26 protein-coding genes and 4 pseudogenes are annotated in these 26,842 nt (G+C 41.8%); 24 read left to right on the top strand and 6 right to left on the bottom strand.

Going from position 1 to position 26,842, the window contains the following annotated elements:
• The first annotated feature begins 2 nt into the window (after positions 1-2).
• The 4 genes from HT574_RS14865 (at position 3) to HT574_RS14850 (ending at position 3,808) form a co-directional block, all read left to right on the top strand.
• Positions 3-767, top strand: a complete 765-nt coding sequence (locus HT574_RS14865) for an ABC transporter ATP-binding protein (protein ID WP_175245209.1) — start codon at positions 3-5, stop codon at positions 765-767.
• Positions 760-1,467 (top strand): ABC transporter ATP-binding protein, encoded by a 708-nt coding sequence (locus HT574_RS14860; RefSeq protein ID WP_175245208.1) that lies wholly within the window; start codon positions 760-762, stop codon positions 1,465-1,467. The genes HT574_RS14865 and HT574_RS14860 overlap by 8 nt, the downstream gene beginning before the upstream one ends.
• Before the next feature lie 83 nt (positions 1,468-1,550).
• Complete coding sequence (locus HT574_RS14855) at positions 1,551-2,759, top strand: ABC transporter substrate-binding protein (protein ID WP_175245207.1); 1,209 nt, start codon at positions 1,551-1,553, stop codon at positions 2,757-2,759.
• A gap of 440 nt (positions 2,760-3,199) precedes the next feature.
• Positions 3,200-3,808 carry a cell wall hydrolase gene (locus HT574_RS14850; protein WP_175245206.1) on the top strand — a complete coding sequence of 203 codons (609 nt, stop codon included), beginning with the start codon at positions 3,200-3,202 and terminating at the stop codon, positions 3,806-3,808.
• 409 nt (positions 3,809-4,217) lie between these two features.
• On the opposite strand, the gene HT574_RS14845 is transcribed toward HT574_RS14850, so the two are convergent.
• On the bottom strand, positions 4,218-4,658 hold the full coding sequence (locus HT574_RS14845; RefSeq protein WP_175245205.1) for a JAB domain-containing protein: 441 nt from the start codon (positions 4,656-4,658) through the stop codon (positions 4,218-4,220).
• Between the two features lie 788 nt (positions 4,659-5,446).
• Here HT574_RS14845 and HT574_RS14840 point away from each other — a divergent pair.
• From HT574_RS14840 to HT574_RS20250, 10 genes and pseudogenes are all read left to right on the top strand, one after another.
• Positions 5,447-5,749: pseudogene (locus HT574_RS14840) on the top strand (tyrosine-type recombinase/integrase); the annotation flags it as partial.
• 263 nt (positions 5,750-6,012) lie between these two features.
• Positions 6,013-7,173 carry a polysaccharide deacetylase family protein gene (locus HT574_RS14835; RefSeq protein ID WP_175245204.1) on the top strand — a complete coding sequence of 387 codons (1,161 nt, stop codon included), beginning with the start codon at positions 6,013-6,015 and terminating at the stop codon, positions 7,171-7,173.
• Between the two features lie 162 nt (positions 7,174-7,335).
• Positions 7,336-7,449 (top strand): annotated as a pseudogene (locus tag HT574_RS20525) (IS6 family transposase); the annotation flags it as partial.
• Positions 7,449-7,663 (top strand): annotated as a pseudogene (locus HT574_RS14830) (DDE-type integrase/transposase/recombinase); the annotation flags it as partial. The pseudogenes HT574_RS20525 and HT574_RS14830, both read left to right, overlap by 1 nt.
• Positions 7,664-8,589: 926 nt before the next feature.
• Positions 8,590-9,798 carry a DNA polymerase IV gene (locus HT574_RS14825; RefSeq protein WP_175245203.1) on the top strand — a complete coding sequence of 403 codons (1,209 nt, stop codon included), beginning with the start codon at positions 8,590-8,592 and terminating at the stop codon, positions 9,796-9,798.
• Between the two features lie 7 nt (positions 9,799-9,805).
• The gene (locus tag HT574_RS14820) at positions 9,806-10,012 is read left to right on the top strand and encodes a hypothetical protein (RefSeq protein WP_175245202.1); all 207 of its coding nucleotides are present in this window, start codon (positions 9,806-9,808) and stop codon (positions 10,010-10,012) included.
• Positions 10,006-10,293, top strand: coding sequence for a hypothetical protein (locus tag HT574_RS14815; protein ID WP_175245201.1), 288 nt, complete (start codon positions 10,006-10,008; stop codon positions 10,291-10,293). The genes HT574_RS14820 and HT574_RS14815 overlap by 7 nt, the downstream gene beginning before the upstream one ends.
• A gap of 102 nt (positions 10,294-10,395) precedes the next feature.
• Entirely contained in the window at positions 10,396-11,079 is a 684-nt protein-coding gene (locus tag HT574_RS14810) for a hypothetical protein (protein WP_175245200.1), read from the top strand.
• A gap of 10 nt (positions 11,080-11,089) precedes the next feature.
• Positions 11,090-11,938, top strand: coding sequence for a DUF3307 domain-containing protein (locus tag HT574_RS14805; protein WP_175245199.1), 849 nt, complete (start codon positions 11,090-11,092; stop codon positions 11,936-11,938).
• Entirely contained in the window at positions 11,939-12,061 is a 123-nt protein-coding gene (locus HT574_RS20250) for a hypothetical protein (protein ID WP_256411136.1), read from the top strand.
• A gap of 278 nt (positions 12,062-12,339) precedes the next feature.
• Here HT574_RS20250 and HT574_RS14800 read toward each other — a convergent pair whose 3' ends face one another.
• Positions 12,340-12,831: a QueT transporter family protein gene (locus tag HT574_RS14800; protein WP_017437205.1), complete on the bottom strand. Its 492-nt coding sequence runs from the start codon at positions 12,829-12,831 to the stop codon at positions 12,340-12,342.
• 159 nt (positions 12,832-12,990) lie between these two features.
• Here HT574_RS14800 and HT574_RS14795 point away from each other — a divergent pair, with 159 nt between their 5' ends.
• A complete protein-coding gene (locus HT574_RS14795) occupies positions 12,991-13,491 on the top strand; it encodes a hypothetical protein (RefSeq protein WP_175245198.1) in 501 nt (166 codons plus the stop codon).
• 483 nt (positions 13,492-13,974) lie between these two features.
• Here HT574_RS14795 and HT574_RS14790 read toward each other — a convergent pair whose 3' ends face one another.
• A complete protein-coding gene (locus HT574_RS14790) occupies positions 13,975-14,871 on the bottom strand; it encodes a COX15/CtaA family protein (RefSeq protein ID WP_254698692.1) in 897 nt (298 codons plus the stop codon).
• 236 nt (positions 14,872-15,107) lie between these two features.
• On the opposite strand from HT574_RS14790, the gene HT574_RS14785 reads away from it, so the two are divergent.
• The 9 genes from HT574_RS14785 to HT574_RS14745 all read left to right on the top strand — a co-directional run bounded on the left by HT574_RS14785 (position 15,108) and on the right by HT574_RS14745 (position 23,815).
• Positions 15,108-15,638 (top strand): cupredoxin domain-containing protein, encoded by a 531-nt coding sequence (locus HT574_RS14785; protein ID WP_175245197.1) that lies wholly within the window; start codon positions 15,108-15,110, stop codon positions 15,636-15,638.
• An 11-nt stretch (positions 15,639-15,649) separates the two neighbouring features.
• Complete coding sequence (locus HT574_RS14780; RefSeq protein WP_175245196.1) at positions 15,650-17,098, top strand: cbb3-type cytochrome c oxidase subunit I; 1,449 nt, start codon at positions 15,650-15,652, stop codon at positions 17,096-17,098.
• A complete protein-coding gene (locus tag HT574_RS14775; protein WP_175245195.1) occupies positions 17,091-17,726 on the top strand; it encodes an SCO family protein in 636 nt (211 codons plus the stop codon). Before HT574_RS14780 ends, HT574_RS14775 begins: the two co-directional genes overlap by 8 nt.
• Before the next feature lie 6 nt (positions 17,727-17,732).
• On the top strand, positions 17,733-18,296 hold the full coding sequence (locus HT574_RS14770; RefSeq protein WP_175245194.1) for a hypothetical protein: 564 nt from the start codon (positions 17,733-17,735) through the stop codon (positions 18,294-18,296).
• Positions 18,297-18,444: 148 nt separating this feature from the next.
• The gene (locus HT574_RS14765) at positions 18,445-18,879 is read left to right on the top strand and encodes a DMT family transporter (RefSeq protein ID WP_175245193.1); all 435 of its coding nucleotides are present in this window, start codon (positions 18,445-18,447) and stop codon (positions 18,877-18,879) included.
• 148 nt (positions 18,880-19,027) lie between these two features.
• Entirely contained in the window at positions 19,028-21,199 is a 2,172-nt protein-coding gene (locus HT574_RS14760) for a YhgE/Pip domain-containing protein (protein WP_175245192.1), read from the top strand.
• A 221-nt stretch (positions 21,200-21,420) separates the two neighbouring features.
• A complete protein-coding gene (locus HT574_RS14755; protein WP_175245191.1) occupies positions 21,421-21,765 on the top strand; it encodes a LacI family DNA-binding transcriptional regulator in 345 nt (114 codons plus the stop codon).
• 84 nt (positions 21,766-21,849) lie between these two features.
• Positions 21,850-22,329 (top strand): PH domain-containing protein, encoded by a 480-nt coding sequence (locus tag HT574_RS14750; RefSeq protein WP_175245190.1) that lies wholly within the window; start codon positions 21,850-21,852, stop codon positions 22,327-22,329.
• Positions 22,322-23,815: a PH domain-containing protein gene (locus HT574_RS14745; RefSeq protein ID WP_175245344.1), complete on the top strand. Its 1,494-nt coding sequence runs from the start codon at positions 22,322-22,324 to the stop codon at positions 23,813-23,815. Before HT574_RS14750 ends, HT574_RS14745 begins: the two co-directional genes overlap by 8 nt.
• Positions 23,816-24,130: 315 nt before the next feature.
• On the opposite strand, the gene tnpA is transcribed toward HT574_RS14745, so the two are convergent.
• From tnpA to HT574_RS14735, 3 genes and pseudogenes are all read right to left on the bottom strand, one after another.
• A complete protein-coding gene (tnpA, locus tag HT574_RS14740; RefSeq protein WP_175245189.1) occupies positions 24,131-24,553 on the bottom strand; it encodes an IS200/IS605 family transposase in 423 nt (140 codons plus the stop codon).
• 120 nt (positions 24,554-24,673) lie between these two features.
• Positions 24,674-25,450 (bottom strand): annotated as a pseudogene (locus HT574_RS20655) (ISNCY family transposase).
• Between the two features lie 592 nt (positions 25,451-26,042).
• Positions 26,043-26,842: ATP-binding protein (locus HT574_RS14735; protein ID WP_175245188.1), on the bottom strand; the 800-nt coding region annotated here is incomplete at its 5' end.

Here is a 26,842-nt window from a genome sequence, read left to right as displayed (position 1 = left end):
GCATGTTACTGGAAGTCCATCAATTGACGAAACGGTTCGGCGGGTTGGTAGCTGTCAATGATGTGAGCTTTTCTGTCGAAGAAGGAAAAGTAAATGCGATTATCGGACCGAACGGAGCGGGGAAATCGACTTTTTTCAATCTGATCAGCGGGTTTTATAAGCCGACATCGGGTCAGATTATTTTTAAAGGGCAGGATATTACCCGCCTCCCGGCCAATCAGCGGGCTAAGCTGGGGATTGCCCGCACGTTTCAAACGACCCATTTGTTTGAACAATCTACCGTATTAGATAACGTCATGATCGGCCATCGATTGAGAACTTCCTCTAACTTGCTCGACGCCGTTTTCCGGACGAAACGGTTAAAGAGAGAAGAAGCTGAGTGCAAGGAAAAAGCAATGGAAGTGTTGGAGTTTGTCGGTTTAACCGATGTCGCTGATAAAATGGTCGCTAACATTTCGCAAGAGCAGAAAAAACGTGCCGCTTTTGCATTGGCGCTTGCGACGGAACCAGAGATTGTCCTTCTCGACGAACCGGCTGCAGGCGTCAATCCGGATGAAACAGAAGGATTGGAACAATTGATTGTCAAGATGGTGGATCACGGAATTACCGTATGTCTCATTGAACATAAAATGTCGATGATCATGAAAATCGCCCATAAAATTATGGTTTTGAATTATGGGGAAAAAATCGCTGAAGGAACGCCAGAGGAAATTCAAAACAACGAAACCGTCATTAAAGCATACTTAGGAGGGAGCGCGATTGCTTGAGTTAAAGGACGTATCCGTCCAGTACGGCAGCTTTGCCGCCGTCAACCATGTCAACATTACCGTTGAGCCGGGCGAAATCGTTGTTCTGTTAGGCTCGAACGGAGCGGGAAAGAGCACGGTTTTCCGCACCATTAGCGGACTAAACAAACTTTCCCAAGGTGAAATTGTTTTTCAAGGGGAACGGATCGATCATCTTCCTCCGGATCGCATCGTACAGCTTGGGATCGTCCAATGTGCTGAAGGAAGAAAATTGTTTCCGCGCATGACCGTTTATGAAAATTTATTGATGGGTGCCTACATTTACCGAAAAGAGAAGGAAAAAATCACGCAGTCTCTGCAACATGTGTATGAACTGTTTCCAATTTTGCAAGAAAAGCGCAACGATCCAGCCGGGTCGCTAAGCGGCGGCCAGCAGCAAATGCTGGCGATCGGCAGAGCGTTAATGTCACACCCGAAGCTATTGCTTTTGGATGAGCCATCGATCGGGCTGGCTCCGCTCATTGTCGAACAAATGTTTCAAACGATCAAGCAAATCAATCAAGAAGGAACGACGGTTTTATTAGCCGAACAAAACGCTCATGCGGCGCTTAGCATTGCCCATAAAGGCTATGTATTTGAAAACGGAACAATTGTGGTAGAAGGAACGGCGAAACAGTTATTTGCTAATGATGATGTTCGCAAGGCCTATATCGGCACATGAAAAGGAGGTGAGAGATCACTATCCTGATAATTGTCTGAATATTTATAATAATCTTTTGTTCATTGCAAAATAGGGGGGATACGATGAAGAAGATGAAATGGTTTCTCACTACAATTATTATGTTGGTAATGGTGTTTTCATTAGCAGCGTGCAACAGCTCCAAAACAGGGAATACATCAAGCGGGGGCAATAATGAGACAAACGGAAGCGGCGATGGCAACATCGTCAACATCGGATACAGCGGTCCGTTAAGCGGTCCTGCCGCCTATTACGGAGAGCGGACATTAAATGGGGTGAAAATGGCGGCAGAGGAGATTAACAATAACGGTGGATTTGAAGTAAACGGAAAAAAATATAAATTAAATGTCGTTGCATTAGATGACAAGTATTTGCCAAACGAAACGGCATCGAATGCGAAACGCCTCGTTCAAGAACATCACACGCCGATCGTGTTTACTCCGCACAGTGGCGGAGTCATGGCATTGCAAGTATTTAACGAAACGGACAAGTTTATTATTGGCGCTTATACAAGCGAGCCGAAAATCACGCAAACCGGGAATTCGTTGACGGTAAGAATACCGCCGCGTTATGACAGCTATGTGGCTCCGTTTACTAAATATGCGATGAAGCGTTTCGGCAAAAAACTTGCCGCGCTGCCAACCGCTTCGCAATACGGAAAAGATTGGACGGAAACGTTGCTTCCATATTGGGAAAAACAAGGAGGAAAAGTCGTTTATAAAACATCCATTGACTTTTCCAAAGATACGGACTTCTTTACGATTGTCACCAATGCGTTAAAGAAAAAACCGGATGTTTTATTTATCGGCGGTCCGTCGGAACCGACGGCAAAAGTGGCGAAACAGGCGCGAGAGTTGGGATTTAAAGGCGGCTTTATCATTATGGATCAAGCGAAGCTAGACGAAATGAAAAAAGTAACGGGATCTTACGATGTGCTGGAAGGATCCATTGGCGTCATGCCATTAGTGGAATCGGACGGTCCGGGAGTTCCGTCGTTTGTGAAAAACTACCGCGCCAAATTCAATGAAGATCCAGGCTCGGAAGCTGGTTTTAATTATTTGGCGATGTATGCATTTGTCGAAGCGATGAAAGCAGCAGGCACGGTGGATGACCCTGTTGCCATCCGCAAACATATGCAAGAGGGCCTTGAACATATTCCGCAAGACAAACAAGTATATGTTGTTTCGAAAATCGGAGATGACGGCGGATTTGAATCGCAACAAAGCGTCGCGGCCATAGAAAACGGCAAAATTGTGCCGATAAAACTAAAATAAAAGAGCTCCAAACATAAAAAATGGAGATGGGAGTTGGGTTACCATCTCCATTTCTATTTTATAATAACTCGTTGTTTTGCCATGATTTTTTATTAAGAAGAATTATGTTCTAAATCATCGAATGATAGATTTATGGATATTGCACAAACGGTAATGAAATACATTACAGAGCACGGCGTTATTTGCATCGCGGGTTTTTCTTACGGTTCAAGAGGAGCTGCGGATAGCGTTCCGTACGGAATTGGTTGGATACTCCGATCTAAACCTCTTCAAGCAGGATTTAGCTACTTAGAGGTTCCGCCGTCTTTGATCAAAACCTTTCCGAACCTTTTCTATAGACCTGCTTTTTTCTATGAATTTTTCGCCTGAAGATTCATCCGCTTTATGAAACGATAAATACATTCGAACTAAATATAAAATTATGGAGAGTGCAAACCCCTATGAGAAAACTAATCGTGGTTACAGCATTAGGATTATCTATGCTGATTGCTCCTCCTGCTTTTGCTTATGAAGTTAAAAGTGGAGACACCGTGAGTAAAATTGCAGAGGAACATAGAGTAACTTTGTATGAACTATCAAGGGCTAATCCACAAATCAAAAATGTTAATTTGATTTATGTTGGTCAAAATATTGTAATACCAGGGAAAAATGAGAGAGCTACTGAGGAGAAATATAAACCAATAACTCATGTGGCACCTCACGAAAAAGATTTACTTGCAAGATTGGTTCGAGCTGAAGCTAAAGTTGAACCATATGCTGGAAAAGTTGCTGTTGTGATAGTGGTGTTGAACCAAGTTAACGATCCTCAATTCCCTAATTCTATTAAAGAAGTAATCTATCAGCCTGGACAGTTCACACCAGTTAGTAACGGTGCAATCAATCAACCTGCTGATGTTGAAAGTATCAAAGCAGTTGAAGAAGCATTAGCTTACGATCGTTCAAAAGGTTATGGTTCACTGTTCTTCTATAATCCAAAGACTTCACATTCACGTTGGCTGGATAGTAGACCAACAACAATTGTAATAGGAAACCACGTATTTAAAAAATAATTTGAGAGCATTATGTTCTCTCAGACTGAAAGACGAAAAATACTTTCAATAAAAAATTGACAAAGAAAAATCAAAAGAATCGATCCAATTGCAAAAATGTCTTTTCTAACTCACTTAATGTCGAGGAAGTTTTCAATACTTCTTTATTGGATTCATCCAGTAAAGGTTTTAGGTGAGGAAATAGATTGATGATCTTTTGCGTAGCATTTTTCATTTAATCCATCTCTTTGTTGTAAGTTTCTACAATGAAAATATAAAATGTTGTGAATCATAACATTTTTTCTAAAATAAATGGCTGTTTTATTGCAACGCTTTAAAACAGTCTATTTTTGAAAGGCTCGATGCCATTCAAAAATGGAGGAAGGGAGAGACAGAAAAAAGAAGAAGGAAGGAGGAAGGGGACCTTCCTTCAGGAAAGGAATCCTCTTTCTTTTAGGGAAGTATATTCTGCTTTGTAGTTGATGACTAGGTGATCGAGAACCTCAATCCCCAGTATCATTCCGGCTTTCGAGAGCCGTCGAGTCATTTCTATATCTCCTTTCGATGGAGTGATGTCACCGCTTGGATGCTGATGTGCGACGACGATAGCAGCTGCGTTATTGAGGATGGCTGACTTAAAGACTTCTCTTGGGTGAACGATGGATGCGTCGAGCGAACCAACATGGCAGCGATGAACTGCAACGACTTCGTTTTTGTTATTGAGGCACATAACGAAGAACACTTCTCTGTCATCGTCGCCGATGAAATGCGCGGCGACTCTCGTTGCATCCTCCGGACAACAGACGATGTATCGAGCTTCCACTTCCTGAACGACTTGTTTAATGCGTTGAATTTCGTAGATTTTTTCCATGGTTAAACACTCCTTTCTTTGTTTGGCGAAGGGGGAATTTCTGCGCGAAGGCGGGTAGAAGGGTGCGGAACTAAGTGGAGCATACGAAGTATCAAGCGATTCGTTGACGGCTTGCGGGAAGCCCAATGACTTAGCAAGCTTTAAAAGCTATGCTTTTTTAGGGGTGGTTAGCCAACTTGGCTTCCCCAAGCCGTCCGAAGAGCGTAGACCCTTTATGCTCCTAACAAGCAAAAATTATAATGGGGTGAAGCAAAGGAAGAAGCGTACTTGGGAAGAAGATAAAAATAAAACATATCTAAAAAACGAACGGTGTTATGCATGTTTTGAACACCAAAATTGAACAACTTTTTTGTAATTGTACATCTATTTCTTTGTAATTTCTTCAGAGAGACAATTCTTACCCTTGGCGTATTGTTACCATTACATTTTTCTTTCCAATGTTTTGACAACAAGTTACACATCTTTTAATTTTTAAGATATTTAAATGTTATGATTAGGATAATCAGTTTGATTGGACGAGTTATAGGTTAAATGTTTATATTATCAAGGGTAGATATTAAATAAAGCATCTGCGTGAATGAGCAGATGCTTTTTTACATTGAAATATATCTAAAATGGGAGATTTGAATGGTTTAGTCCATGTTTACCCAGACACACTCTTCACTTCTGTATAGTTATTTGAACATGACTTAAAATGTTGTTTTGAATCTTCTGCCCAAACCAGGGATACTTGGTATTAGCGTGCGCAGCTTACTGTCAAACTTAAACTCGTCATATAAAAATTATACGAAATGGCGAAAAAGAAACCGCATGTCGCCGAGTCACCATACGTCTTTTACAGCCAGAGCTCGCCGAAGTTTTCAGTCCGGGGTATCCAGCGAATGATTGAAAGCTACAGCCTGCCGAACAAAAAACTGACACCCCATATGTTTCGGCATACGTTTTGTAAGTGGATGTTAAAGGCGACGAACAACGATATCGAGAAAGTGCGGCGGCTTGCCGGCCACAGCAATATCGCCACGACATCCCGATACTTAAAAGACAGTTATAGTGATTTGGCGGATGCCGTGGAGGCGTTGCCTAAGTTCTAACACGAGAAGGATAAATTGTTGAATGACAATAAAGATGTTTCATTACAAATAAAAGTTGTTGAAAAACGCCATTCATGTTATTCCATTAGTTATTTCATTAAATTAACGGAGCAGGATAGTTCAATTACGCATAAATAATTAAAGAGTGCGAACTGCCACATTTCCTTAATTATAAAAAATGCATAAATTGCATAAATGGGGTATTTCTGGAATATAGAGTAATAAATTTAAAGTGTTTGTGATTATAGGGAGAGGTGATGTGTATGAAGAACAGCCTCATAATATTGCTTGTAGTGTTATGTATCCCTCTGTCCAGCTGCTTTAGGTCAAGCCATCATGAAGTATCTACCCAACCAAGTAACAAAATAGAGGACCATGCTGATAAGGTGACTAAACCGGAGCATAATAAAGCACACCCTAAGCCTGTTCCGGTTCCCCCGCAAGCAAATCCAAAGGAAGAGCTTGTCGTTTACAACGGACCAATCGAGCATATCTTTTTTCATCCTCTTATTATTTATCCCGAATTAGCTTTTGATGGGGATGCGATGTCCAAAGGTTATGATGATTACTTTGTCACCGTTAAAGAATTTAAAAAAATGCTAGACTCATTGTACCGCAAAAATTTTATGCTAATTAAAATGTCTGACCTCTTTCAAGAGCAGATGATTAATGGAAAAGTAACGTTAACGAAGAAAGAACTAAAACTGCCTAAAAACAAAAAGCCGCTAATTATTTCTGTTGATGATCTAAATTACTATCAATATATGAAAGAGAACGGTAATGCGTATAAATTAATAATAGATAGAGAAGGGGAAATTGCTACCTATTCAAAGGATAAAACTGGGGCTGAGATCATTTCTCGAGACAATGAAATCGTTCCGATACTGAATTCTTTTGTGAAGGAGCATCCCGATTTTTCATTTAACGGGGCAAAGGGAATTCTTGCATTAACCGGCTATGAGGGAATACTGGGATACCGTACTCACGAATTAACGAACAAAAGTTATGCTCATGAAAAAGACGGAGCGAAAAGAGTGGTTGATAAACTAAAGAAAGATGGCTGGGAATTTGCATCCCATGGTTACGGCCATTTGGATACAAGAAAAGTAAGCCTAAGCACCTTGCGTTCTGATACGGAGAGATGGAAAAAAGAAGTTGAACCACTGATCGGAAAAACAAATATCTATATCTATCCATATGGAAGCAGTGTTTTGCCGGGAGATCCTAAATTCCAAGCTTTAAGAGATTATGGGTTTAGTATCTTTTGTTCAGTAGGGCCAAATCCTTATCTATCGATTTCAAGCCAATATGCAATGATGGATCGGGTGCATATTGATGGAATAGGGTTGAGGCAGCAGAAAGACATTATGGCCCGTTTTTTTAATAATAGTGATGAAGTGATGGACCCTGAACGTAATCAATAGTTCTGGATGAAGGCAAACGCCATTTTTGAATATTACCACTCCAACACACATTTGTTAGCTTTTGAAAATCGAACATTTTCTGGTGCAAAAACTTCAATGTACTTGCAAGTAATCTCTAAATCTTGGACATACTGATACGATCAGTCTAAAAAAAGGATGTGTATCGGTATGAAAAAACCAGCAGAATTCAAGTGGAAGCATTAGGAACTAGAAGTTATTCTTCTCACAGTAAGGTGGTACCTACGGTACAACTTGAGTTTTCGTGATTTGCTGGAGTGAAATACCTTAACAGCATCGTGGAACAGGATCATCGATTCATGAAGAGACGAGTTCTTCCTAGTAGGGTTCAAGTCTTTTGACACAGATGCATCCATTCTTTCGGGAGTAGAAGCCATGCATATGATCAAAAAAGAACAGATTGATTTACGGGAATCAGTCTGTCCAAAATCAGAAAGAATTCATCGATCCATTGTTTGGGATTGCAGCATAAGTACGGTTCCGCTAGGAATATATGCGTTTTATTCTCTTTTATTTTATCTTTGCACCAAAACCTAATTATTACATAGACAAAGCTATAAAGGAAACATGGTGTAACATCAAATGCTTATCTAAATAATGAGCCGTATAGTATAGCAGCCTGCAAAATTGGGAAATCACGAACCATAGCTCCTCTCATTGACACTATGGTTCTATTGTAAGTGGGGAATTTTATTTCGGCTATATTGGGATTTTATCATCGGCTTTAACAGTTTTTAAAGAAATGTATCAATGTTTTTTAGCTGTCTTGATTTGATATTTCTATATTGTTCTAATTCCAATCATGCCGGCGAATGAAGTTTAACAAAGGCTCTTAAATTTATTATTACAAAGCGATGAAGACAGCCTCTTATCGTTCGTTTTTGAACTGTAAGAGGCTGTTTTATATGTGATATAAATTAACTTATTAAACTATGTTCTAAATAATCAAATTAAAACAAAAATAACAACAATCAACAAAATGTCGGAAGAAACGATTTTGCCCTATCTTTTTATAATAGGCGAGAAGACTCTCATGTCTAATGGACAGGGTATAAACCAACAAAAGCAGGAGATGGATTGCTTTTTTGTAGAAACAAACGAACATATGTGCTATAATTAAATTACTTTATACAGATTGCTCTGTAAAAACGGAAGATATGGGAGAAGCAAAAGGTTTGTCATGTAAAACCTTCTGCCATCATATGCCCATGCTGACCGGAAAGCGAAACCTGCTCTGTACGTCAGCGTGTCGAGCCCAACATACAAGGAACTTGCATTCAGGGCTGGAACGGTCCGTAGAGCTTGGTCAATTTCTCTTCGTTAGAAGGGATTACCCAAGAATCTCCTATTTCTAAACAAAGTGAAAGTGGGTGCAGTTCAAAAAAGGAGAAAAAGAACATGGAAACAACATACCAAAAACACCATCGCGGTCGCGTGATTTTACATGTTGACTGCAATTCATTTTTCGCAAGCTGCGAAATCGCGCGAGACCCCTCATTAAAAGGAAAAGCGGTTGTTGTAGCGGGAGACCCGAAAGAACGAAAAGGAGTTGTGTTAGCGGCAAACTATATTGCGAAACAACGTTTTGGCATTTATACGACAATGCCGTTATGGGAAGCGAAAAAAAGATGCCCACAGCTTGTTATATTAAAACCCGATTTTTACTTATACCGCGACATAAGTGAGAAAGTATTTCAATTTTTAGCAACGTTCACACCTCTTTTGGAGCCTGCTTCTATTGACGAAGGATATTTAGATATTACGGATTGTCATCTACCCCTTTCACCGTTGGACATCGCGGAGCAAATTCAAAAAGGCCTGTTACAAACGTTACATATTCCCGTAAGCATTGGCATTGCACCGAATAAGTTTTTAGCCAAAATGGCAAGTAACATGAAAAAACCGTTAGGTATTACAGTTTTGCGCAGGCGCGATGTTCCAAAAGTACTTTGGCCTCTCCCTATTCAAGAGATGCACGGCATCGGCGACAAAACAGCAAAAAAATTAAATGGTATCGGCATTTTTACTATCGGAGAATTGGCGAAGGCGGAAAAAGTGACATTACAAAATTTACTTGGTATCACTGGAGTCCGATTAAAAGAGTGGGCCAATGGGATTGATCACCGATCTGTTGACCCAGAAGCGGGAGAAAAATGGAAATCCATCGGAAGTTCTACGACGCTTTCCCGTAATGTGACAGAAGAACGGATTCTTCTTGAGGTTCTGCGCGATTTAGCGCAATCGGTCAGCAAACGGATGAAACAGAAGAATGCCGTGTCTTCCACCGTCCAAATTACGGTCCGCTACAGCAATTTCCAAACGATCACCCGCAGCAAAACATGGGAAAATCCATTTCAGGAAGCGGAGGAAATTTTTCAGTATGCGGCATATTTATTAAAGAAACACTGGAACGGTAATCCGGTGAGGCTGTTAGGAATTGCCGCGCTTGATGTATTTGATAAAAAAGCAGCCATGAAACAATTAGATTTGTTTCATTACGAAGAAGAGGCCAAAAGAGAAGCGCTATGGAAGACAATGGAGCAGCTGCGGCAAAAATTCGGCGAGGATATTATTCGAAGAGGAGCTAATTTGTTTCAACAAGATTAGGATTGTATTGTTTACGGTCATTGGCAAGGCGGCGTTCCTTTCCGCTCCGCTTCCTGGCGGATGGGCTATTATCGGTCTTTTTATGATCATCATCGGCATTCTTTTGCATAGCTACCGTATGAAAAAATACATGAACAGCCAGCAGCATCGCTGCTTGCTTCAAAAGAGAAAAAACCATCACTATCATGTGCGGGGGGAGGGAAACGGATGCTAAAAATAATGGAACCGCTGATCACTTTCTCTATCATCGCCGTTCATCTAATTATTATGTATTTTTGGATCTTCGATTGGGAAAAGTTAATTACCCCAATCGGATTGGCAGGATGGGGCGGATCCATTATCGCTGGTTTTATGGCGTATGCCTTCTATGCAGCAAAAGAAAGAAGGAAGTACATCCAACTACAGCGGCATATATTGATTGGTTCCACTGTGATAACGGTTTGCCTAGCGGTATTGGCGCTAATCATTGAGTGGATCACCAGCTCAATGCCGTAAATTTGTTCCCCTTTATCTAAATGAGCCGATGCGCTTCTTGATGTTTTCCCAACAATAATAGTAATATTGATATATATACATCAATCAAAAAGAGGAGATCTTATGAAACCTGCTGTATGTTTTGCGTTGGATGTAAAACATTCTAGACAAATGGATAAGAAACGGCTGCTAATGATTTTAAATGACTTGAAAAAGACGATAAACAAGCGGTTCCATAAAGATTTGCTTGTCCCGTTTGCTATTCGAAATGGCGATGAGCTTGTTGGAGTCATTGGAAATTTCTCCAGCGCATATCCACTGATTAAATATATATATTCCCAATCCTGCTTTCACCAGTGTCCATTTTATTCTGGAATTGGAATAGGGGAACTAGAAACGGACACAACGGACGTTCATACGATTAATGGAAGTGCAGTACTGTGCGCATTTGCGGCTAGGGAACATTTGAAGGAAAAAAAGGAAAAAACAAAAATATGGAGTGAAAATGAAAATACAACAAGTTTTTATATTTTAGCTGAGGCGCTTCCATTCGAACCACTTAACACTTTATTAGGATGGATTCTGGAAACAAAGCGAAATTGGACAGACAAACAAAAACAAGTGATTCATCTGATCGAGCAGTTTCCGGGATGGACATATGAAAAAATTGGAAGACATTTGGGGTATAAATCCCCTATTTCGACCGTCAGCTATTTGCTGAAACGCGCGGAGTACCAGAAGGTAAAGGCGACAGAAGCGAGCTTTACCGAATTATTGATATTATATCAAACGCTTTTAAAGAAGTAGGGGGATAACATTGTGGATATACTTTTATCTTGCTCATTTGCTAGGAGATTTTATTGTCCATTCAGATCGACTAGTTCAGGAACGACATGATCAACCGCTTGTCGATTTAGGAAAACATCTGGCTGTCCATACTATTCTTATGGCGGTCGCGAGCATTGTTGCCCTAGAAATATTTCCATCGTTTTCACTTTCCGGGCTGCTAATGCTGGCACAAGCTATTGTGCTTATTTCCATCTGCCATTTTATCATTGATTACGGCAAAATAAAATTAGATATGGTATTTAATAAAACTATTGGTCAGGCGCTTTTATTTATAATGGACCAAATGCTTCACCTTTTGGTCATCTTGTTTACATTTTATTGTATCTTTGAACCGCCAGCGTTTTTAGACATTATTGGAAAGACTTTCGCAGAAAAAGCGGCAGCCACTGCATGCATTTTTGTTTTAGCGACTTATGGAGCCGGGCATTTTCTGGAAATTTTATTAAGGGAATTCGCCCCCAATTACAAGCTGCAAGAAGGGATTTATCGTTTATCCGATGAGAAAATCGAAGTAAAAACGAAACATGAGAATAGTGGAAAAAAAGAAGTGGAAATCACCACAATTAAAACAGAACAATTTTTTCATGATTCTCCAGCCAAAATCGGCCAACTCATCGGGATGCTAGAACGGACATTAATTGTGATTTTTATGATGATGGATATGCCACAGGGACTCGCATTCTTGGCGGCATTAAAAACGCTGACCCGTTTTAAGCAGTTTGAACATAAGCAGTTTGCCGAATATTATCTAATCGGTACGTTATCCAGTGCTATTATTGGCATTTTACTAGGGATCATTGCGGCGAAAATTTGGTAATTGCTGTATCGAAACGGCAAAGTGATTTCGCATAAAGTGAATATCCTGACCGGGGTTGTTGTTATTGTGATGCTGGCTGGATTCATCGGCACGTTGGCGCTGTCAGGAGAAAGGGGGAAATGATTAATCTGCCACAAAAAGCTGGTGCTTATTTATGTCGCCCTAGCAACCGAGTTGGCCGAAGGAATTGGGATAGATATATGTAGCATCATAGTATTTCCTACACATATTGTTTCTTTTTGAAAGGATGGCGGGGAGAGATGGAATGGATTGATCGGATGAAAGGCGGATAATAGGGATTGCAATTGGCGACGTGCTTGGTGCGACAACGTAATTTATGATATGACGCAGGAGCAAATTTGTCTAACATAAGAAAAAGCGGCAGATAAAACCTTGCCGCTTTATGTTTCCATTAATTTATCCAAATGTGCACGCCGGTTTACCGCATACATAATCGGCGCGCCAACCGCCATGACGACAAATTCTCCTACTGCGGTTGTCAGCCAGGTGAAAAAGAATGGCAGGTCAAACGCCAGCTTTAACTCCCAGGCAATCAAAAACATCGTAAACGTAAACACCAGCGTATTGACAGCCATCCGCGCCCATACATTTTTCACATACCGCATCGAAAAAATCGTGATCAGGAGGGCAATGACCGACTGCCCGACCCCGAAAACGAGATCGTACGCCATCATCGGCGAGAAAAACAAATTCGCAAAAAAGACGCCTAACACAATGCCAAAGAAATATTTTTTATGAAACACGACGAGATGATTCAGCATTTCCGAGACGCGAAACTGCACGTTAGTAAATCCAAACGGCTGAATCAGCATCGTCACTGCGATGTACACAGCCGCTAAAATGCCGTTTACGACGATAGTTCTAATGTTCATATGTTTCTCTCCTTACATCGTTAAGGTACATGCAAAAAACACCATCGGTATACATAGTGCAACAGGAAAAGCAACATCTATTATTTTAGCAAGAAAAGAAGGAAATGCAATGATCGACCTCTAAATAATAAGGAAAGCTTTTAATTGCTGGAGGTTCCTATGCCGTACTATGTTTGGATGATGGCAAACGGATTATTTATTCTCGGTTCCGCGCTCTATATATGGATGTTTCAGCCATATCACTCCACTGTTGTTTTATTCGGAAAGTTGTTTGCCCAAATCGCTATCGTCCTGTTTGCCGTGAACATCAATATGTATTTTATTTTTTTGGTGATTCGAAAATCAAAAAACCGTGCTGTGAAAGTAAGACTGAGCAAGATGGCACGCAAGATGATGAAAGTCCATATTCCGATTGCGATCATAGGAACAAACCTGATTGTGCTTCACGCCGGGATGATGGCGTTGGAATTAGGCAAGGAGATCGGATTTTTTCATCCAAAAATGCTGACCGGCTATCTGGGAGTGTTGCTGCTGGTATTGACTTTATTTGCGGGATGGCTTCGGCATAAAAAGGCTTCTGGCTTTCGGAGGAAATTTCATTTAACAATGGCGCTTATTTTTGGAGGTGTGTTTATCGTTCATTTGTTCTTTCCACTTTGACCAATCCCCATGCCTAAAGGCAGGGAATTCTTGGGTAATCTCTTTCTACCGAAGAGAAAATAAAGTTTGTCTCAAAGAAATATAAGGACGGACCGTTTGGTGCGCAACGCTTGTACTTTTGAAAAGCTAAAACGCAGCTATACATGAAACTAACCTAATTTCAACAACGAGCGAGATTCTCTCGCTTTTTCTTTTTATTGATCAAGGGGACTGCTTCTTTCTTTTGTTTCGTAAGGAAGTAAGAAGCTTGCAAGCCAAAATGGTTGAATGATCTTCAAACGTTGTCATTGCGTAAATATCTGTTTTTTCACCTCTTTTCCCAAAAACCTCCCACCTTCCAACGAAAGGAAGATGGGAGGTTTTTTTATACGGTGCTGTCTTCTTTTTAATAGTGTCATGGAGGATGCTCGATTAATTCGATAGAATGACGGTGCTTTTCCATGCGAAAATGGTTTAACATGTCCACCGAGAAGTCTCCCACCTCTACACGGAGTGTAGGTGGGAGAGGTTCATAAATACCCGTGTTTCAAATACGATGGCAAACAGGAAAGTCCCGACTGCTAAATGGGAAACCGCCCATGGCAGCTGAATGTTTGTAATGATAGTCATTATCCCGAACGCAGCTTGGGTTAAAACAGCCGCCACCATTAAAAGAAGGCGGCGTCGTATGCTGTTATTCCAATTTCGATAAAATGCCAAGCCAGCGAGCCATAAAATATAGATGGCCGATACTGCCGCCAAAAACCGATGCGACGTTTGCCAAAACTGTGCGCTGTTTATAGGAAGCCAGGAATCGCGGCAATCGAGCCAACTGCATGCTAGTCCATAATGTTTGTGCTTGATGTAGGCGCCAATGGCAAACGTTGCAACCAACAGTGCAAAAATACCATTGACATGCGCCAGGATTCGCTTTGTTTCCCCGTAATTGGCCTTTCCCGGTGAGCTTTTAGAACGAACAAATCCCGAGTGTGAAAACCGCCAAATCCAAATGATGCAACACAAAAAAGCCATCGCAATTAACAGGTGAATAGTTACGACAATCGGCGGTAGATCCCAAATTACTACCAGAGCTCCTAACAATACTTGCAATACAAGTAAACCGATCATCCAAAACGCAACCGATCGGATGGATGACTCGCGATAGGTGCGTATGATTTGGAGAAATAAAATGACAGCGAGGAGTGCAAGAAAAGCGCCAATGACTCGGTGCGCATATTCAATCAGCGTCGCTCCTTTTAGCATTGGAATCAAAACCCCGTTGCATAGAGGCCAGTCAGGTCCGCATCCCATCCCTGACTCCGATGATGCGACATAGCCTCCAAAAACAATCAGTATGTAAGTAACAACCAAAGTAAGCAACGATAGATGCCTTATACGCAATCATTACCCCTCCTCTTAGCAATAGTTATAAAAGAATGGCAATATTATAACAAACCAAAAAAACAAAAAGATATGCGGTACGTCACATTTGTCAAGATAGAGGTTATTTTTAATCGTGATATACTTTGTTTCCTTTTTTCGTATAAATTTTCCATTTTGTGATGAACTTAACTGAGGAAACTGGAGTGATTGTCTATATTGAAAGTAACTTTTTGAAAGGGGGGAATATTTCCAACATGTATCAAAATGCGGCCTGGATGGTTTCCGTTATTTTCATTTCTTTTATCATCATCGTCTTTTCCTATGTTGTTTTGCACTCGGATCGTCGCAAAGAATATGAGCCTATTCAAAAAAAGGGGTATCGAATACGCAACATCTTTTTCTTCATCGTTATTACCATCATGGGAATCGCCACCTTTTATACGCTGCGCGATTTGCCGTTTGAAAGGCCGGTATATGCCAAAAATCCAGTCATCGTTCAAGCGGTGGCCCGCCAATTTGGATTTGAATTAAGCAAAAACAAGTTTCGTGTTGGACAACCGGTAGAATTTCACGTTACCAGCGAAGATGTAAATCATGGGTTTGGAATTTATGATGAGAAACTGCAATTAATCGCCCAAACTCAAGCAATGCCGGAATATACCAATACGATCTATTATACGTTTAAAAAGCCGGGCAAGTACCAAGTGTTATGCATGGAATATTGCGGAATCGGCCATCATGCGATGATATCGACGATTGAAGTATTGCCAGCTCAAGGAGAATAGGGGAGAATGTGATGGAGAAGAAAGTGCGGACGATGATATCGCTTTATATGATAATTAGCGGCATCGTGATTCTATTGATGATGATTTTTGGCTTGTTGATGCTGCTTGAGCAAGGGAAAATGATTTCTATCGGACAAGACGTGTTTTACAAAGTAATGACCGCCCATGGTACATTTATGGTCGGTGTTGCCGCTTTTGCCGCTTCGGCTATTATGTGGTATTTCTTGAGACAATATGTGAATCTATCCTTTCCCGTTTTTGTAAGCCATTTCATTCTCTTTTTAATAGGAGCGTTGATAACCTTCATCAGCATCTTTACGTTTGATTTCGCGGGCGCCTGGACGTTTCTATACCCTCTGCCGGCGATGTCAGCAGGCATGTGGGGAAAAGCAGGGGCATGCTTATATTTGCTCGGCATGCTCATTATAGGAATCGGTTTTTTGCTCTTTTATTTAGATTCAGCACGGGCGATTATTCAAAAATATGGAAGCCTTGGAAATGGGCTTGGCTGGCCGCAAATTCTTGGAAAAGCAAAAGGATACGGACCGCCTCCTGCCGTAGTAGCTAGCACGATGGTTTCTATCGTTAATATTATCTCGTTAACTGCAGGGGCCATTGTTCTTGTAATGAGCTTAATTAATTTGTTTCAACCATCTATCAAAATCGATCCGCTTTTAGCGAAAAACTTAATTTATGCGTTTGGCCATATGTTTGCCAATTCTGTTATTTATATGGGCGTCATCGCTGTGTATGAAATTCTTCCTAAATATACAAACCGCCCGTGGAAATCTTATAAAATTTTTTTGATTGCATGGAATATGTCAACATTCTTTACGATTATCATTTACCCGCACCATTTGTTGATGGATTTTGTGATGCCAAAATGGATGCTTATTATCGGTCAAGTATTTTCTTATTTAAATGGATTGCCTGTCCTTGTTGTTACCGCCTTTGGTGCCTTAATGATTGTTTACCGTTCGGGCATTAAATGGGATATGGCTTCAAGCTTCATCTTTCTTTCCATGTTCGGCTGGGTATCAGGGGTTGTTCCAGCCATTGCTGATGCGACGATTGCTATCAACCATGTCATGCATAACACGAAATGGGTGCCGGGACATTTCCATATGTATATGGGGCTGGGTGCCGTTTCGATGTTGTTTGGGTTTATGTACTATCTTGTAAACAATGAGAGACGGGCAGTAGGAAATATCGACATCCTCTCGTTTTGGGTATATATGATTTTCTTTTTCGGTTTATGCGGAACGTTCTTATTTTCCGGAAAAGTAAGCGTCCCAAGACGATGGGCAGTGCATTTTCCGGAGTGGGTTCCTTACGACCGTATGGGAGCAGTGTTTGCAGTATGCCTAATTGCCGCAGTTGCGACATTTGTATATCGGTTTGCCTCTTCGCTCATTCGGGTGCCTGTCAAAAAAGAAATTGGGTCGGATCCATATGCGTAATATCATGGCAACGATCCTTGCACTTGGGCTAGGTATTTCGTTGCTTTGGTGGGGGACAGACGGGTTTCAAGCGTTTACAAGCGAAGCCGCCCGCCGCTTAGAAGTGTTAAAAGAACCGAAAGCGATTCCTTCTGTTCGGCTTGAAGATCAAAAAGGCCAGTCCTTTTATTTGCATGATTATCGCGGCAAATTAGTTTTGGCGACGTTTATCTATACGAGATGCGGAGACGTCTGTCCGATTGTGGAAATGAATTTTCGCCGTGTATATGAAACGATTCGTGATGAATATTTAGGCAAAAACATCGTCTTTTTAAGCATCAGCTTCGATCCAGAACATGATACGCCTCACGTCTTGTACGAGCACGCCGAACATTACCAGGCGGACGGCACTCGTTGGCGCGTCGCCCGAGTGCCAAATCCAAAAGAACTGAACATCCTGCTAAAAACAATGGGAGTCATTGTCATCCCAAATGGAGCGGGGGGATACGAACATAATGCCGCTTTTTACCTCATCGATAAGCAAGGACGGCTGGTCAAAATTTTTGATTATAATGCTCCAAAAGTGGTCGGTGCCGAAATTAACCGTTTGATTGCCGCCAATGCGTTGATTTTGAAACGTTCGGAGTGATCGACAATGAACCCGAAACTATATCTGATTGGCAGTGCTGTTTTGATGATTCTGCTTGTGCTGCCGCCTATTTTAGATCGCTTAGAGTCGTCAATGATCGGAGTGATGATCGTTCAAATTCCGCTGCTTGTCACAGCCGGTTATTTGGCAGGTGTGGTGATCGGTCAGAAGCTGCAAAGAAAATCAGGCAGCTGGAACGCTAACGGCATACCAGGCCTCCTTTTTGGATTGTTTATTCTTTTCTTTTGGATATTGCCGCGGTCGGTCGATGCATCGTTAAACGATTCGTATATCAAGCTTGCCAAATTGATTACACTTCCGCTGATGGCCGGAATTCCGTTCGGAGTAAGCTGGAGACGGGTGCACCCGGTCGTCAAGGGAGCAGTGAAGGCGAATCTCGTTTCCATGTTAGCTGTGATGGGCTGGCTATATTTAGCTGTGCCGGTTCGTGTTTGCAACAACTACTTGCTAAGCCAGCAAAACGCTCTTGGAAAAACAATGCTCGTGATCGCCATCCTTCTTGCTTTGAAATGGGCGCTCGGCGCTTTTGCAAAATTTGCTCATCCATAAATAGTATAAAAGAAAAACGGCAGATGGTGTTGTTCCGTCTGCTGTTTTTGTTGTTTTGAAAAATCATAGAAATAACTTCTTCCATGCCATTGTTCTCCATGATATGATAATTAGTAAAGTTTTTCATTATGTAGGATGTGGATTAGCAATGAAGTGGTTATGGATGATTCTTGCCATCGTCGCCGGAATGGCAACGTCGGTGCAGGCTGGCGTCAACGGCGGTCTCGGCAAAAGAGTCGGCGTGATGGAGGGAGCGTTCGTTTCCTTTCTTATCGGAACGATCGTGTTATTTTTATTGCAATTGTTTTTTGGAAAAGGAGACTTGCTGCAAATGTTTTCCGTGCCGAAGTGGCAGCTGCTTGGCGGGGTGCTCGGGGCGTTTTACGTGTTTGTCATGGTGCTTATCGTTCCAAAAGTCGGGGTCGCTACTTCTATTATGGCCGTTGTCGCCGGACAGTTGGTGATGAGTTCCATCATCGATCACTTCGGCTTGCTTGGCGGGCAGCAAATTCCTTTTGACATGAGAAGAATGACGGGAATCATACTATTGTTTTGCGCATTATGGCTGTTTTATAAAAAATAATATGGTATGTGTGTCTGCTGGTTAGCCAAGCAGTTTTTTTTTGTAAACATACCGTGCTCGTTTCCAATCCGCCGCTTATGTTTAGTTTTTTTTTATTGGTTTATACTAACAAAAGCAGTTTAATCACACTAAAGGGAAGTTGAGGTTCGTGAAAAAGATATGGAATCTTTATGTTCACGATATGAAGCAAATAGCAACAAACTGGGTAGCGGCGGTATTGGTAGGCGGATTGCTTCTTCTGCCATCGTTTTATGCGTGGGTGAATATTGAAGCTTCTATTGATCCGTATGCCAACACAAGAAACATTAAAGTAGGAGTTGTCAATGAAGACAAAGGGGCAAAAATTCAAGGACATGCGTTTAACGCCGGAAAAGAAATTGTCAGGGCGCTACGAAACAATCATGACTTAGGCTGGCAATTTGTTGGCAAACAAGAAGGAATGAAAAACGTCCGCTATGGCGATTATTTTGCGACGATCGTCATTCCAAGCGATTTTTCAGAAAAATTGGCTACCATTGTGCAAGATAGGCCGGAGCAGGCCGTCATTCATTACTATGAAAATGACAAAAAGAACGCGATTGCGCCGAAAATCACATCCAAAGGAGCAAGCACCATCACCGAGCAAGTAAGCGATCAATTTGTCGCTGTTGTCAACAGCGTTTTGTTTTCTATCTTTCATGAAGCGGGGGTGGCATTAGAACAACAGCTGCCAGATATTCGCTATTTTGAGACCCTGATTTTTCAGCTGCAGACGAAGCTGCCGGAAATCAAGCGGCTGTTAAACCAATCGATGTCCGACGCGAAAGAGGCGGAACGGCTCGTCAATAAAGCGGAAAAAACGCTTCCTGAAGCGAAACGGATCGTCAACAGCGGCATTGCGTTTCTTGATGAAACGAATCAGTTTCTCACGAAAGCGGAAGCAAAAGCAAAGACATTGACGCCGCAAATCGCGGAAAATTTGCGTACGCTGCAGCAAATCGTCATGTCCATCTATGCCGCAACTAACAAACTGCAAGAAAACCTTTCCCTTGCCCAGCAGCGGCAATGGCTTTCCGACGTGCAGAGCATGGCCGCAGCTGGGGAACAAATGGCAGATGAAGCGCAAACACAGCTTCGCATATTCAATAACATGATCGAAAAGAGAGCTTTCTCTCGCACGGCTTCCGACAATATGGAACAATTGTCCGGCCGTCTGACAGGCATAAAATCCAATTTAAGAGAAGCACAGCGCCTTGCCAAGTTAGCGTACGAGCAAAGTGAAAACGGGGCGCAGCCAGGCAACCATCTTCTCACCGACCTAAATGAGCGGGCGGCAGCTGCGGTTAAGCAAGTCGATCGGGTGATGAATGAATACGAGCAACATATCGCACCACTCATGAAAGAAAAAATGAACGAAACGAAGCAGACGCTTCAAGACGCCCGCCGCATGCTCGCGGACATCGCCAACACCATTCTGGAATTAGAGCGGTTTCTTCAGCACGCCGGCAGCGGTCTCAAGCAGGGGGAAGAAATGTTGCAGACGGCAAGCGATCAGTATCCGTTTCTTGCGCGGAAAGTCAACGATATCGCTTCCTTTCTTGTAAAATTGAAAAAAGAGACAAACATCTACGACATCATTCGTTTATTAAAAAATGATCCAAGCGCAAAAGGTGAATTTTTGGCCCATCCCGTCGACTTAAAGACGCATAGATTGTTTCCGCTTCCGAACTATGGATCGGGGATGAACCCGTTTTATACCGTCTTGTCCATATGGGTGGGCTGTCTGCTGTTAGTGTCGTTGCTTTCTACCGAACCTTATGAGGCAGAAGGGTATACCAGCAGAGAAATTTATTTTGGCCGGCTGCTGACGTTTTGGACATGCAACAGTATTCAGGCGCTTATTGTCACGTTAGGAGATGTATTTCTTTTAAAGAATATTTATATTCATGACTCCGGCTGGTTTATCCTCTTTGGGCTGTTATGCAGCTTTGTGTTTATTGTCATTGTCTTTACGCTCGTATCAGTATTCAGCGACGTCGGCAAGGCGCTGGCCATCGTCTTGCTCGTTTTCCAAATCGCCGGAGCAGGGGGGACGTATCCGGTTCAGCTTATTCCGGAATTTTTCCAAAACATCAACCCGTTTTTGCCGTTTACGTATGCGATTGATTTGATGCGCGAAGCAGTCGGCGGCATTGTGTGGGGAAAAGTGAAAAACGATGCGGTTCGTCTCATGATGTTTGCCGTCCTGACTCTCTTATTAGGTACGCTTCTGAAAGAACCGTTGAACAAATACATGCATTCGCTGCATGCGAAAGCGAAAAAAAGCGGATTGTTTCATTAAACCATGCGGCATAGGCAAAATGGCCGCCTGGCTTTTTTGTTTATATCCGATGACGCCATCGATGGGAAACAGAAACAGCCAGCGCGGATATAGACGCTGTTTTAAAAAAATAGATTCGTTACGGCGGAAGGCACGGATTTGATTCGTGCCTTTTTTCATGACGAAGTTGCAAATGATTTGACAAATGAATGCATGTATAATATCCATCTCGGAATGCGGCTTTGAAAACGAATCGGACCAAACGGTATAAAAGGTTAACTTTAGTAGGCTACACCATTAAAGACATCGCGTTGAGGGCTGGTGCTTCGAAGTCGACGGTTTCGCGCGTCATTTCGGGAAAAGGGGTTGCAAGTCCAGAGACGCGTGAAAAAGTATTAAAAGTGATGAAGGAGCTGCAGTATAAACCAAATGCCTTGGCAAGGGAGATGGTTTGGCAGCGAACGAACAATATAGGCGTAGTGATTTATCATTCACGTTCTCCAATGGCTTCGCATCCTATAATTTTTCTTGAAACATGCTCATTCTCCTGCTTTTCCAAAAGTTTGTTATTCTACAGTAACAGATAGTTAAAGATGGAAACTTCTTGTATACTAAATACGTATAACCATTACGTCGATGGATTGTTTTTGTTTAAGGGGGATAGAGAAATCATGAATGGAGAACCTAGAAAAAGAATCTCCGAACGAGCATTATCGGTATGGCGGATATACGGCATGATTGGATTGGCTGTTTCTTTTGCCGCTTTTGCCGCTGTCATTGTCCTGATTATCATTTTTGACGGGCCGAAATGGATTATTCCTATCTTGATTCTTTTGTTTATAGGAGAAGGTTATTTGTTCCTCTTTTTTATCCCAAGATTACGCTGGCGGCGCTGGCGCTATGAAGTGCGTGAGCAGGAAATCGAGATTCAACAAGGTTTGTTTACGGTAAAGCGAACGTTGATCCCAATGATTCGCGTGCAGCACGTCGATTCTAAGCAAGGGCCATTGTTCAAAAAATATAAACTGGCCTCCGTAACGATTTCGACAGCCGCAACGGTGCATGAAATTCCGGCACTCAATGAAGAGGAAGCAGAGGAGCTGCGCTATTCTATTTCCAGATTGGCAAGGGTGGCGGATGATGATGTCTGAGAAAAAACGGCTTCATCCCATTTCCGTTATCGTCAATATTGTTAAGCAATTGAAAGACGCGTTTTTTCCGCTCCTCCTTCTCGTCATAGTCGGGAATAGAACCATTTCCATGATGTGGGATATCGCCGTGCCATCGGCGGTTGTCATGTACACCATTGTGATCGGAATTGTTTCTTGGCTCCGTTTTACCTATCGGTTGGAAGAAGGGGAATTGCGCATTGAACATGGTGTGTTTGTAAGAAAAAAACGATATATTCCTTTCGAACGCATTCAAGGCGTTTCCATTTCCGAAGGTTTTCTGCAACGATTGGCAGGAGTCGTTAAAGTCAATATAGAAACAGCGGGAAATCAGCTAGGAGAAGCCGAGGTGGTATTAACGGCTGTAACAAGGGAAGAAGCGGAACGAATTCAACGTTGGATTCGAAAAGCAAAGGAAATGATAAAGGATGAAATGATGCTGCTGGATGAAAATACTGCATCTTCTTTTGTTTCCACCCATCAACCATTACAAGAAGGACCGAAAAACATCATTTTTTCGATGAGTTTTTGGGAAGTGTTTCAAGTAGCGGCGACAAGCGGTGGGACGCTTAGCGTGATTGCTGCCACTTTCTTTTTTATCTCCCAATTTGACGATCTCATTCCTTATAAGATGATATATAAAGATGCGCAAACGATGTTCGCGCATGGTTTATTTTATACGATGATGGCTGTTTTATTGATTTTTATTACCGCCTATATGATATCCATTATTCAAAATATGCTGCGGTACGCGTTTTTTACGGTGGAAAAAATAGACGAAGACATCGTCATTTCGAGAGGATTGCTTGAAAGAAGAAAAGTGACAACGCCTGTTACACGGGTTCAAGGGATTGTAATAAAGGAAAACATGATTCGTCGCTGGCTTGGGTATGCTTCCGTTTATATCATTCATGCGGGTGGGGCATTGGATGGCGGCCATCACGGGAGTATTATACTCTGCCCGTTAATAAAGAAAGAACGGATTGCTTCCGTTATTTCTTCCTGTCTCCCGGAGTATAGCATCCACCATGAATTCAATGCTTTGCCAAAGCGAGCATGCATCCGCTACATAGCCCGTCCTTTATATGTGCTGATTCTTCCAGTTTGCATCGCCGCTTATTTCTTGCGTCCGTGGGGGCTGTTGCTTTTGTTGTGGCTTCCCATCGTTTCATATTTCGGCTACTTAAGTTATAAAGCGGCCGGCTGGTCGATTTCGTCTCATCAGCTTGCACTAAGAAGCGGCTTTTTCAACATGAAAGCCATGTATATGTTAAAAAATCGTATTCAATCCATGGAAGCTTCTTCTACCTGGTTTCAGAAGCGAAAACACCTCGGGACCATTGCGGCAACGGTCATGCCTGGAATCGGCGCCCGTGGAGAAGTGGTAGATGTTGATCAAGAAGATGTGAAAACGATATATGCATGGCTGAAACGGACAAACGAAGCATCCAAAGTTTCGTCTGATTGAACTCTCCCCACCCATGCTTTGCTTAGGGGTGGGGGAGATTCTTGGATAAAATCTTAGAATAAGAAATAGATATACCATAAAGAGGGTTTTTATCCTAAAAAAATTTACAAGTTTTCCTCTTTCTGTTTTTGTTTTAACCGCTCTTCAAGAACACAAAAAAGTGTTCAGCTTCGCGAACAACGTGGTCAGCTAGTAAAGGCAAGAGTTTCACGCATCTTTTCCGTTTTTGCATCGGAGTAATGTCTGAATCCATTGGAACGAGCCCCTTGTGCCCAAAGCCTCGACGCATCCCCCTTCATACATAACACGAAGCATTTAGGAGGGGGGAGTCAAGGAATGTTTATCTTGCTCTTCTATATATTTTTTAATTACTTCTAGCGGAGTCCCCCCTGTCGAGAAAATCATATAACTGTTGCTCCAAAAATATGGTTTCCAATAATACTTTGACAATTCATTCTGAAATTCTTTGCGAATATATCGAGATGAAACAGTTTTAAAATTGTTAATCAATTTAGAAAGCTGGACTTGTGGAGGCGCTTTAAACAATAAATGTACGTGATCTTCTTCTCCATTTATTTCGATTAGCTTGCATTTAAAACGAGAAAAGATATCTTCAGCGATTTCTTTTAAACGGTGATGCATCTCTTTCGAGATGCATTTTTTTCTATACTTTGTAACAACAACTAAATGATAATATAAACTGTAAAATGAGTGTCTATTCCTTTCAAATTCGTGCATTTTTTTGAATTATACTCCTTTACAACTAAATGATTTATATATTACAATGATGGTGTTGTAAAACTAGAGTAAAAACCGGAAGCTACGCATAAGGATGCAGCATAATACATATAGTAAACATCAATGAAATCCACACCATCTTGGCTGCTCCAATCCGTCACTCTTTCACTCATTAAACACCTGTTCCGTCTCGCGACGAAGTTTAAACAACCATTGATCAACCCCGTTTTCAAAAAGACACAAAAAAGACAGGAAAGGCCTCGCCATAGGCATCTTTCCGTTCCTTGCTATAGCAGTGGTTGATGAGGAAATCAATATGATTCCTAACTGCTCTCTATTTGACGAATCTTTTCGCTGCCATACGCAGCATCGCCTAATACAAATTTGATATCCCATTGCTGCAAAGAAGGAAGCAGCTTTGGCATTCCGATTTGCTGTTGGATTTCCTCGGTAGTATGCAGAGATGGAGCTGATATATCCTTTCAGCAAGTGGTATCAGGTGGATACTTCCTGCTTGTGAATCGTAAAGGCTGCTCCGAGGGCAGTGCTGTCGATCAGCGCGATCTGGGGGTACCGTACTTTTAAATCTTTTCACAGCTGTGCATGAAAGACAGAAAATCCCTGTTCTCGGGACCATTTTGCTGCGTGGGAAAACATAGAAAGATGAGAAGGCTTCACCAAGCCAGCAAGCCCGATGAAAACAGTGAAAACGCTGCAGGTACGCACTAATTTCGCAAGGATCGATAGCAAAATAAACATTTCAACAACGATTTTTTGCCACATACAGTGTCTTTGGTGATAGAGAGTCAATATATCGAAACAAGACTTCTAAAAGTGATCCGATTTCATATGATCATGCATGTTCGCCGTTCCATTGGAAATCATGATCATATCCATCCCTTGGGCTTGGTCACTGTGCATGAATTTTCTACAATCATAACATAAAAACATACTCGTGAAAAAGAGGTTTGTTCACTGGAAAAAGTTAGCATAGAAAAACCAAGACGATTAAAAACCAATGATCTCTCGCGGGCTCCAAACGTTCAAGCCTACGATAGCCAACTTTCAGGATTCAATTCGATTCAAAAAGAGTTTGATCATCCTTAAAATTTAAACACCAGACAAAGTTGCCCAAAACGCCAAAAGATGTTCCGTCTATCATGCGCAGCATTTAGGCGGGAATGTTCATCTAATGATAGATGCAGTATATTGTTGATTTTTATGGTACTTGTGCAAGAGGGGGAGCCTCAATTTTTGAACGCTTCCTTACTGGGGAGTGGAAAAGGGCGAAATCCGTTCGTTTCGTTTGCAAAAATTCTTCTGAATAAACTGATGAGTCACGTAGGGGGATAAAAAAGAAGAAGGTCATTTGATCTTCTTCTGAAGGTCATCTGATCTTCTTCTTTGTAAATAAATGGGCAAAGGATATCGTTGTTTTGTAGTTTTTGAGATACCTTTAAATGAAGAGCTTGCTGCTTCATAATTTGTCTTATGAAGCGACAAAAATGTCACGTTTTTGCTCAACAGATGAGGCATGCTGAGACTGCGTGAGTGGAAGATATAAGGATACTTGCGTTCCCTTGTTGACTTCGCTTGCAATTTGGATCGTTCCACCCATCGATTCGATAATTCGATAGACGACCATCATTCCAAGTCCGGTGCCTCTTCTTCCTTTTGTTGTAAAATATGGCTCTCCGAGGCGCTCGATTTGTTCTTTTGTCATCCCGACTCCTGTATCCGAGATGCGGATCAGCACTTGATCTTTTTCGATAGAAATGTAAACTTCGAGTGCGCCGCCATTCGGCATTGCTTCAATGGCGTTCTTGATAATATTGAGCAAGCATTGTTGAAACTTTTGGCGTTCCCCTTTGACGTTACAAGGAATGAGCGACGTTTGGACTTCAACACTATTCATGTTTGCCAGCGGACGCACAATATCGATGACGCGTTCTATTTCTGTTTTTACATTTAGATTTTCTACGCTTTCCGGAGCAGGTTTGGCAAATGTAAGATAATCCGTGATAATCGCTTGAGCGCGATCTAATTCTTCGATGGCAATGCGAATGTATTGTTTCCGCTTTTCTTGCGATAAATAGCTTTGCTCCAGCAATTGTATAAACCCTCGCGCGGTCGTTAGGGGGTTGCGCACTTCATGGGAAATGGAAGCAGCCAAGTGGCTGACCACTTCCATTTTTTCCGCGCGGATAATCCGTTTTCTTAATACGCTGTTCTTGTATAAAATTTCCTTAAGATAGCATGTGAAAATCATACTGATTGGCTGAATAGGCA

Origin of the sequence: Parageobacillus sp. VR-IP (genome assembly GCF_013357975.1) — a bacterium.
Taxonomy (GTDB): domain Bacteria; phylum Bacillota; class Bacilli; order Bacillales; family Anoxybacillaceae; genus Saccharococcus; species Saccharococcus caldoxylosilyticus.
This window is presented reverse-complemented; position numbering and strand designations above follow the sequence as displayed.

What these genes read in the sequence shown, in the direction of transcription:
- HT574_RS14750 (WP_175245190.1), top strand. Translation starts at nt 21,850, where the DNA reads ATGAATGGAGAACCTAGAAAAAGAATCTCCGAACGAGCATTATCGGTA.
- HT574_RS14770 (WP_175245194.1), top strand. Translation starts at nt 17,733, where the DNA reads ATGAACCCGAAACTATATCTGATTGGCAGTGCTGTTTTGATGATTCTG.
- HT574_RS14745 (WP_175245344.1), top strand. Translation starts at nt 22,322, where the DNA reads ATGTCTGAGAAAAAACGGCTTCATCCCATTTCCGTTATCGTCAATATT.
- HT574_RS14865 (WP_175245209.1), top strand. Translation starts at nt 3, where the DNA reads ATGTTACTGGAAGTCCATCAATTGACGAAACGGTTCGGCGGGTTGGTA.
- HT574_RS14845 (WP_175245205.1), bottom strand. Translation starts at nt 4,658, where the DNA reads ATGGAAAAAATCTACGAAATTCAACGCATTAAACAAGTCGTTCAGGAA.
- HT574_RS14855 (WP_175245207.1), top strand. Translation starts at nt 1,551, where the DNA reads ATGAAGAAGATGAAATGGTTTCTCACTACAATTATTATGTTGGTAATG.
- HT574_RS14775 (WP_175245195.1), top strand. Translation starts at nt 17,091, where the DNA reads ATGCGTAATATCATGGCAACGATCCTTGCACTTGGGCTAGGTATTTCG.
- HT574_RS14850 (WP_175245206.1), top strand. Translation starts at nt 3,200, where the DNA reads ATGAGAAAACTAATCGTGGTTACAGCATTAGGATTATCTATGCTGATT.
- HT574_RS14810 (WP_175245200.1), top strand. Translation starts at nt 10,396, where the DNA reads ATGAAACCTGCTGTATGTTTTGCGTTGGATGTAAAACATTCTAGACAA.
- HT574_RS14795 (WP_175245198.1), top strand. Translation starts at nt 12,991, where the DNA reads ATGCCGTACTATGTTTGGATGATGGCAAACGGATTATTTATTCTCGGT.
- HT574_RS14780 (WP_175245196.1), top strand. Translation starts at nt 15,650, where the DNA reads ATGGAGAAGAAAGTGCGGACGATGATATCGCTTTATATGATAATTAGC.
- HT574_RS14800 (WP_017437205.1), bottom strand. Translation starts at nt 12,831, where the DNA reads ATGAACATTAGAACTATCGTCGTAAACGGCATTTTAGCGGCTGTGTAC.
- HT574_RS14825 (WP_175245203.1), top strand. Translation starts at nt 8,590, where the DNA reads ATGGAAACAACATACCAAAAACACCATCGCGGTCGCGTGATTTTACAT.
- HT574_RS14835 (WP_175245204.1), top strand. Translation starts at nt 6,013, where the DNA reads ATGAAGAACAGCCTCATAATATTGCTTGTAGTGTTATGTATCCCTCTG.
- HT574_RS14785 (WP_175245197.1), top strand. Translation starts at nt 15,108, where the DNA reads ATGTATCAAAATGCGGCCTGGATGGTTTCCGTTATTTTCATTTCTTTT.
- HT574_RS14815 (WP_175245201.1), top strand. Translation starts at nt 10,006, where the DNA reads ATGCTAAAAATAATGGAACCGCTGATCACTTTCTCTATCATCGCCGTT.
- HT574_RS14765 (WP_175245193.1), top strand. Translation starts at nt 18,445, where the DNA reads ATGAAGTGGTTATGGATGATTCTTGCCATCGTCGCCGGAATGGCAACG.
- tnpA (WP_175245189.1), bottom strand. Translation starts at nt 24,553, where the DNA reads ATGCACGAATTTGAAAGGAATAGACACTCATTTTACAGTTTATATTAT.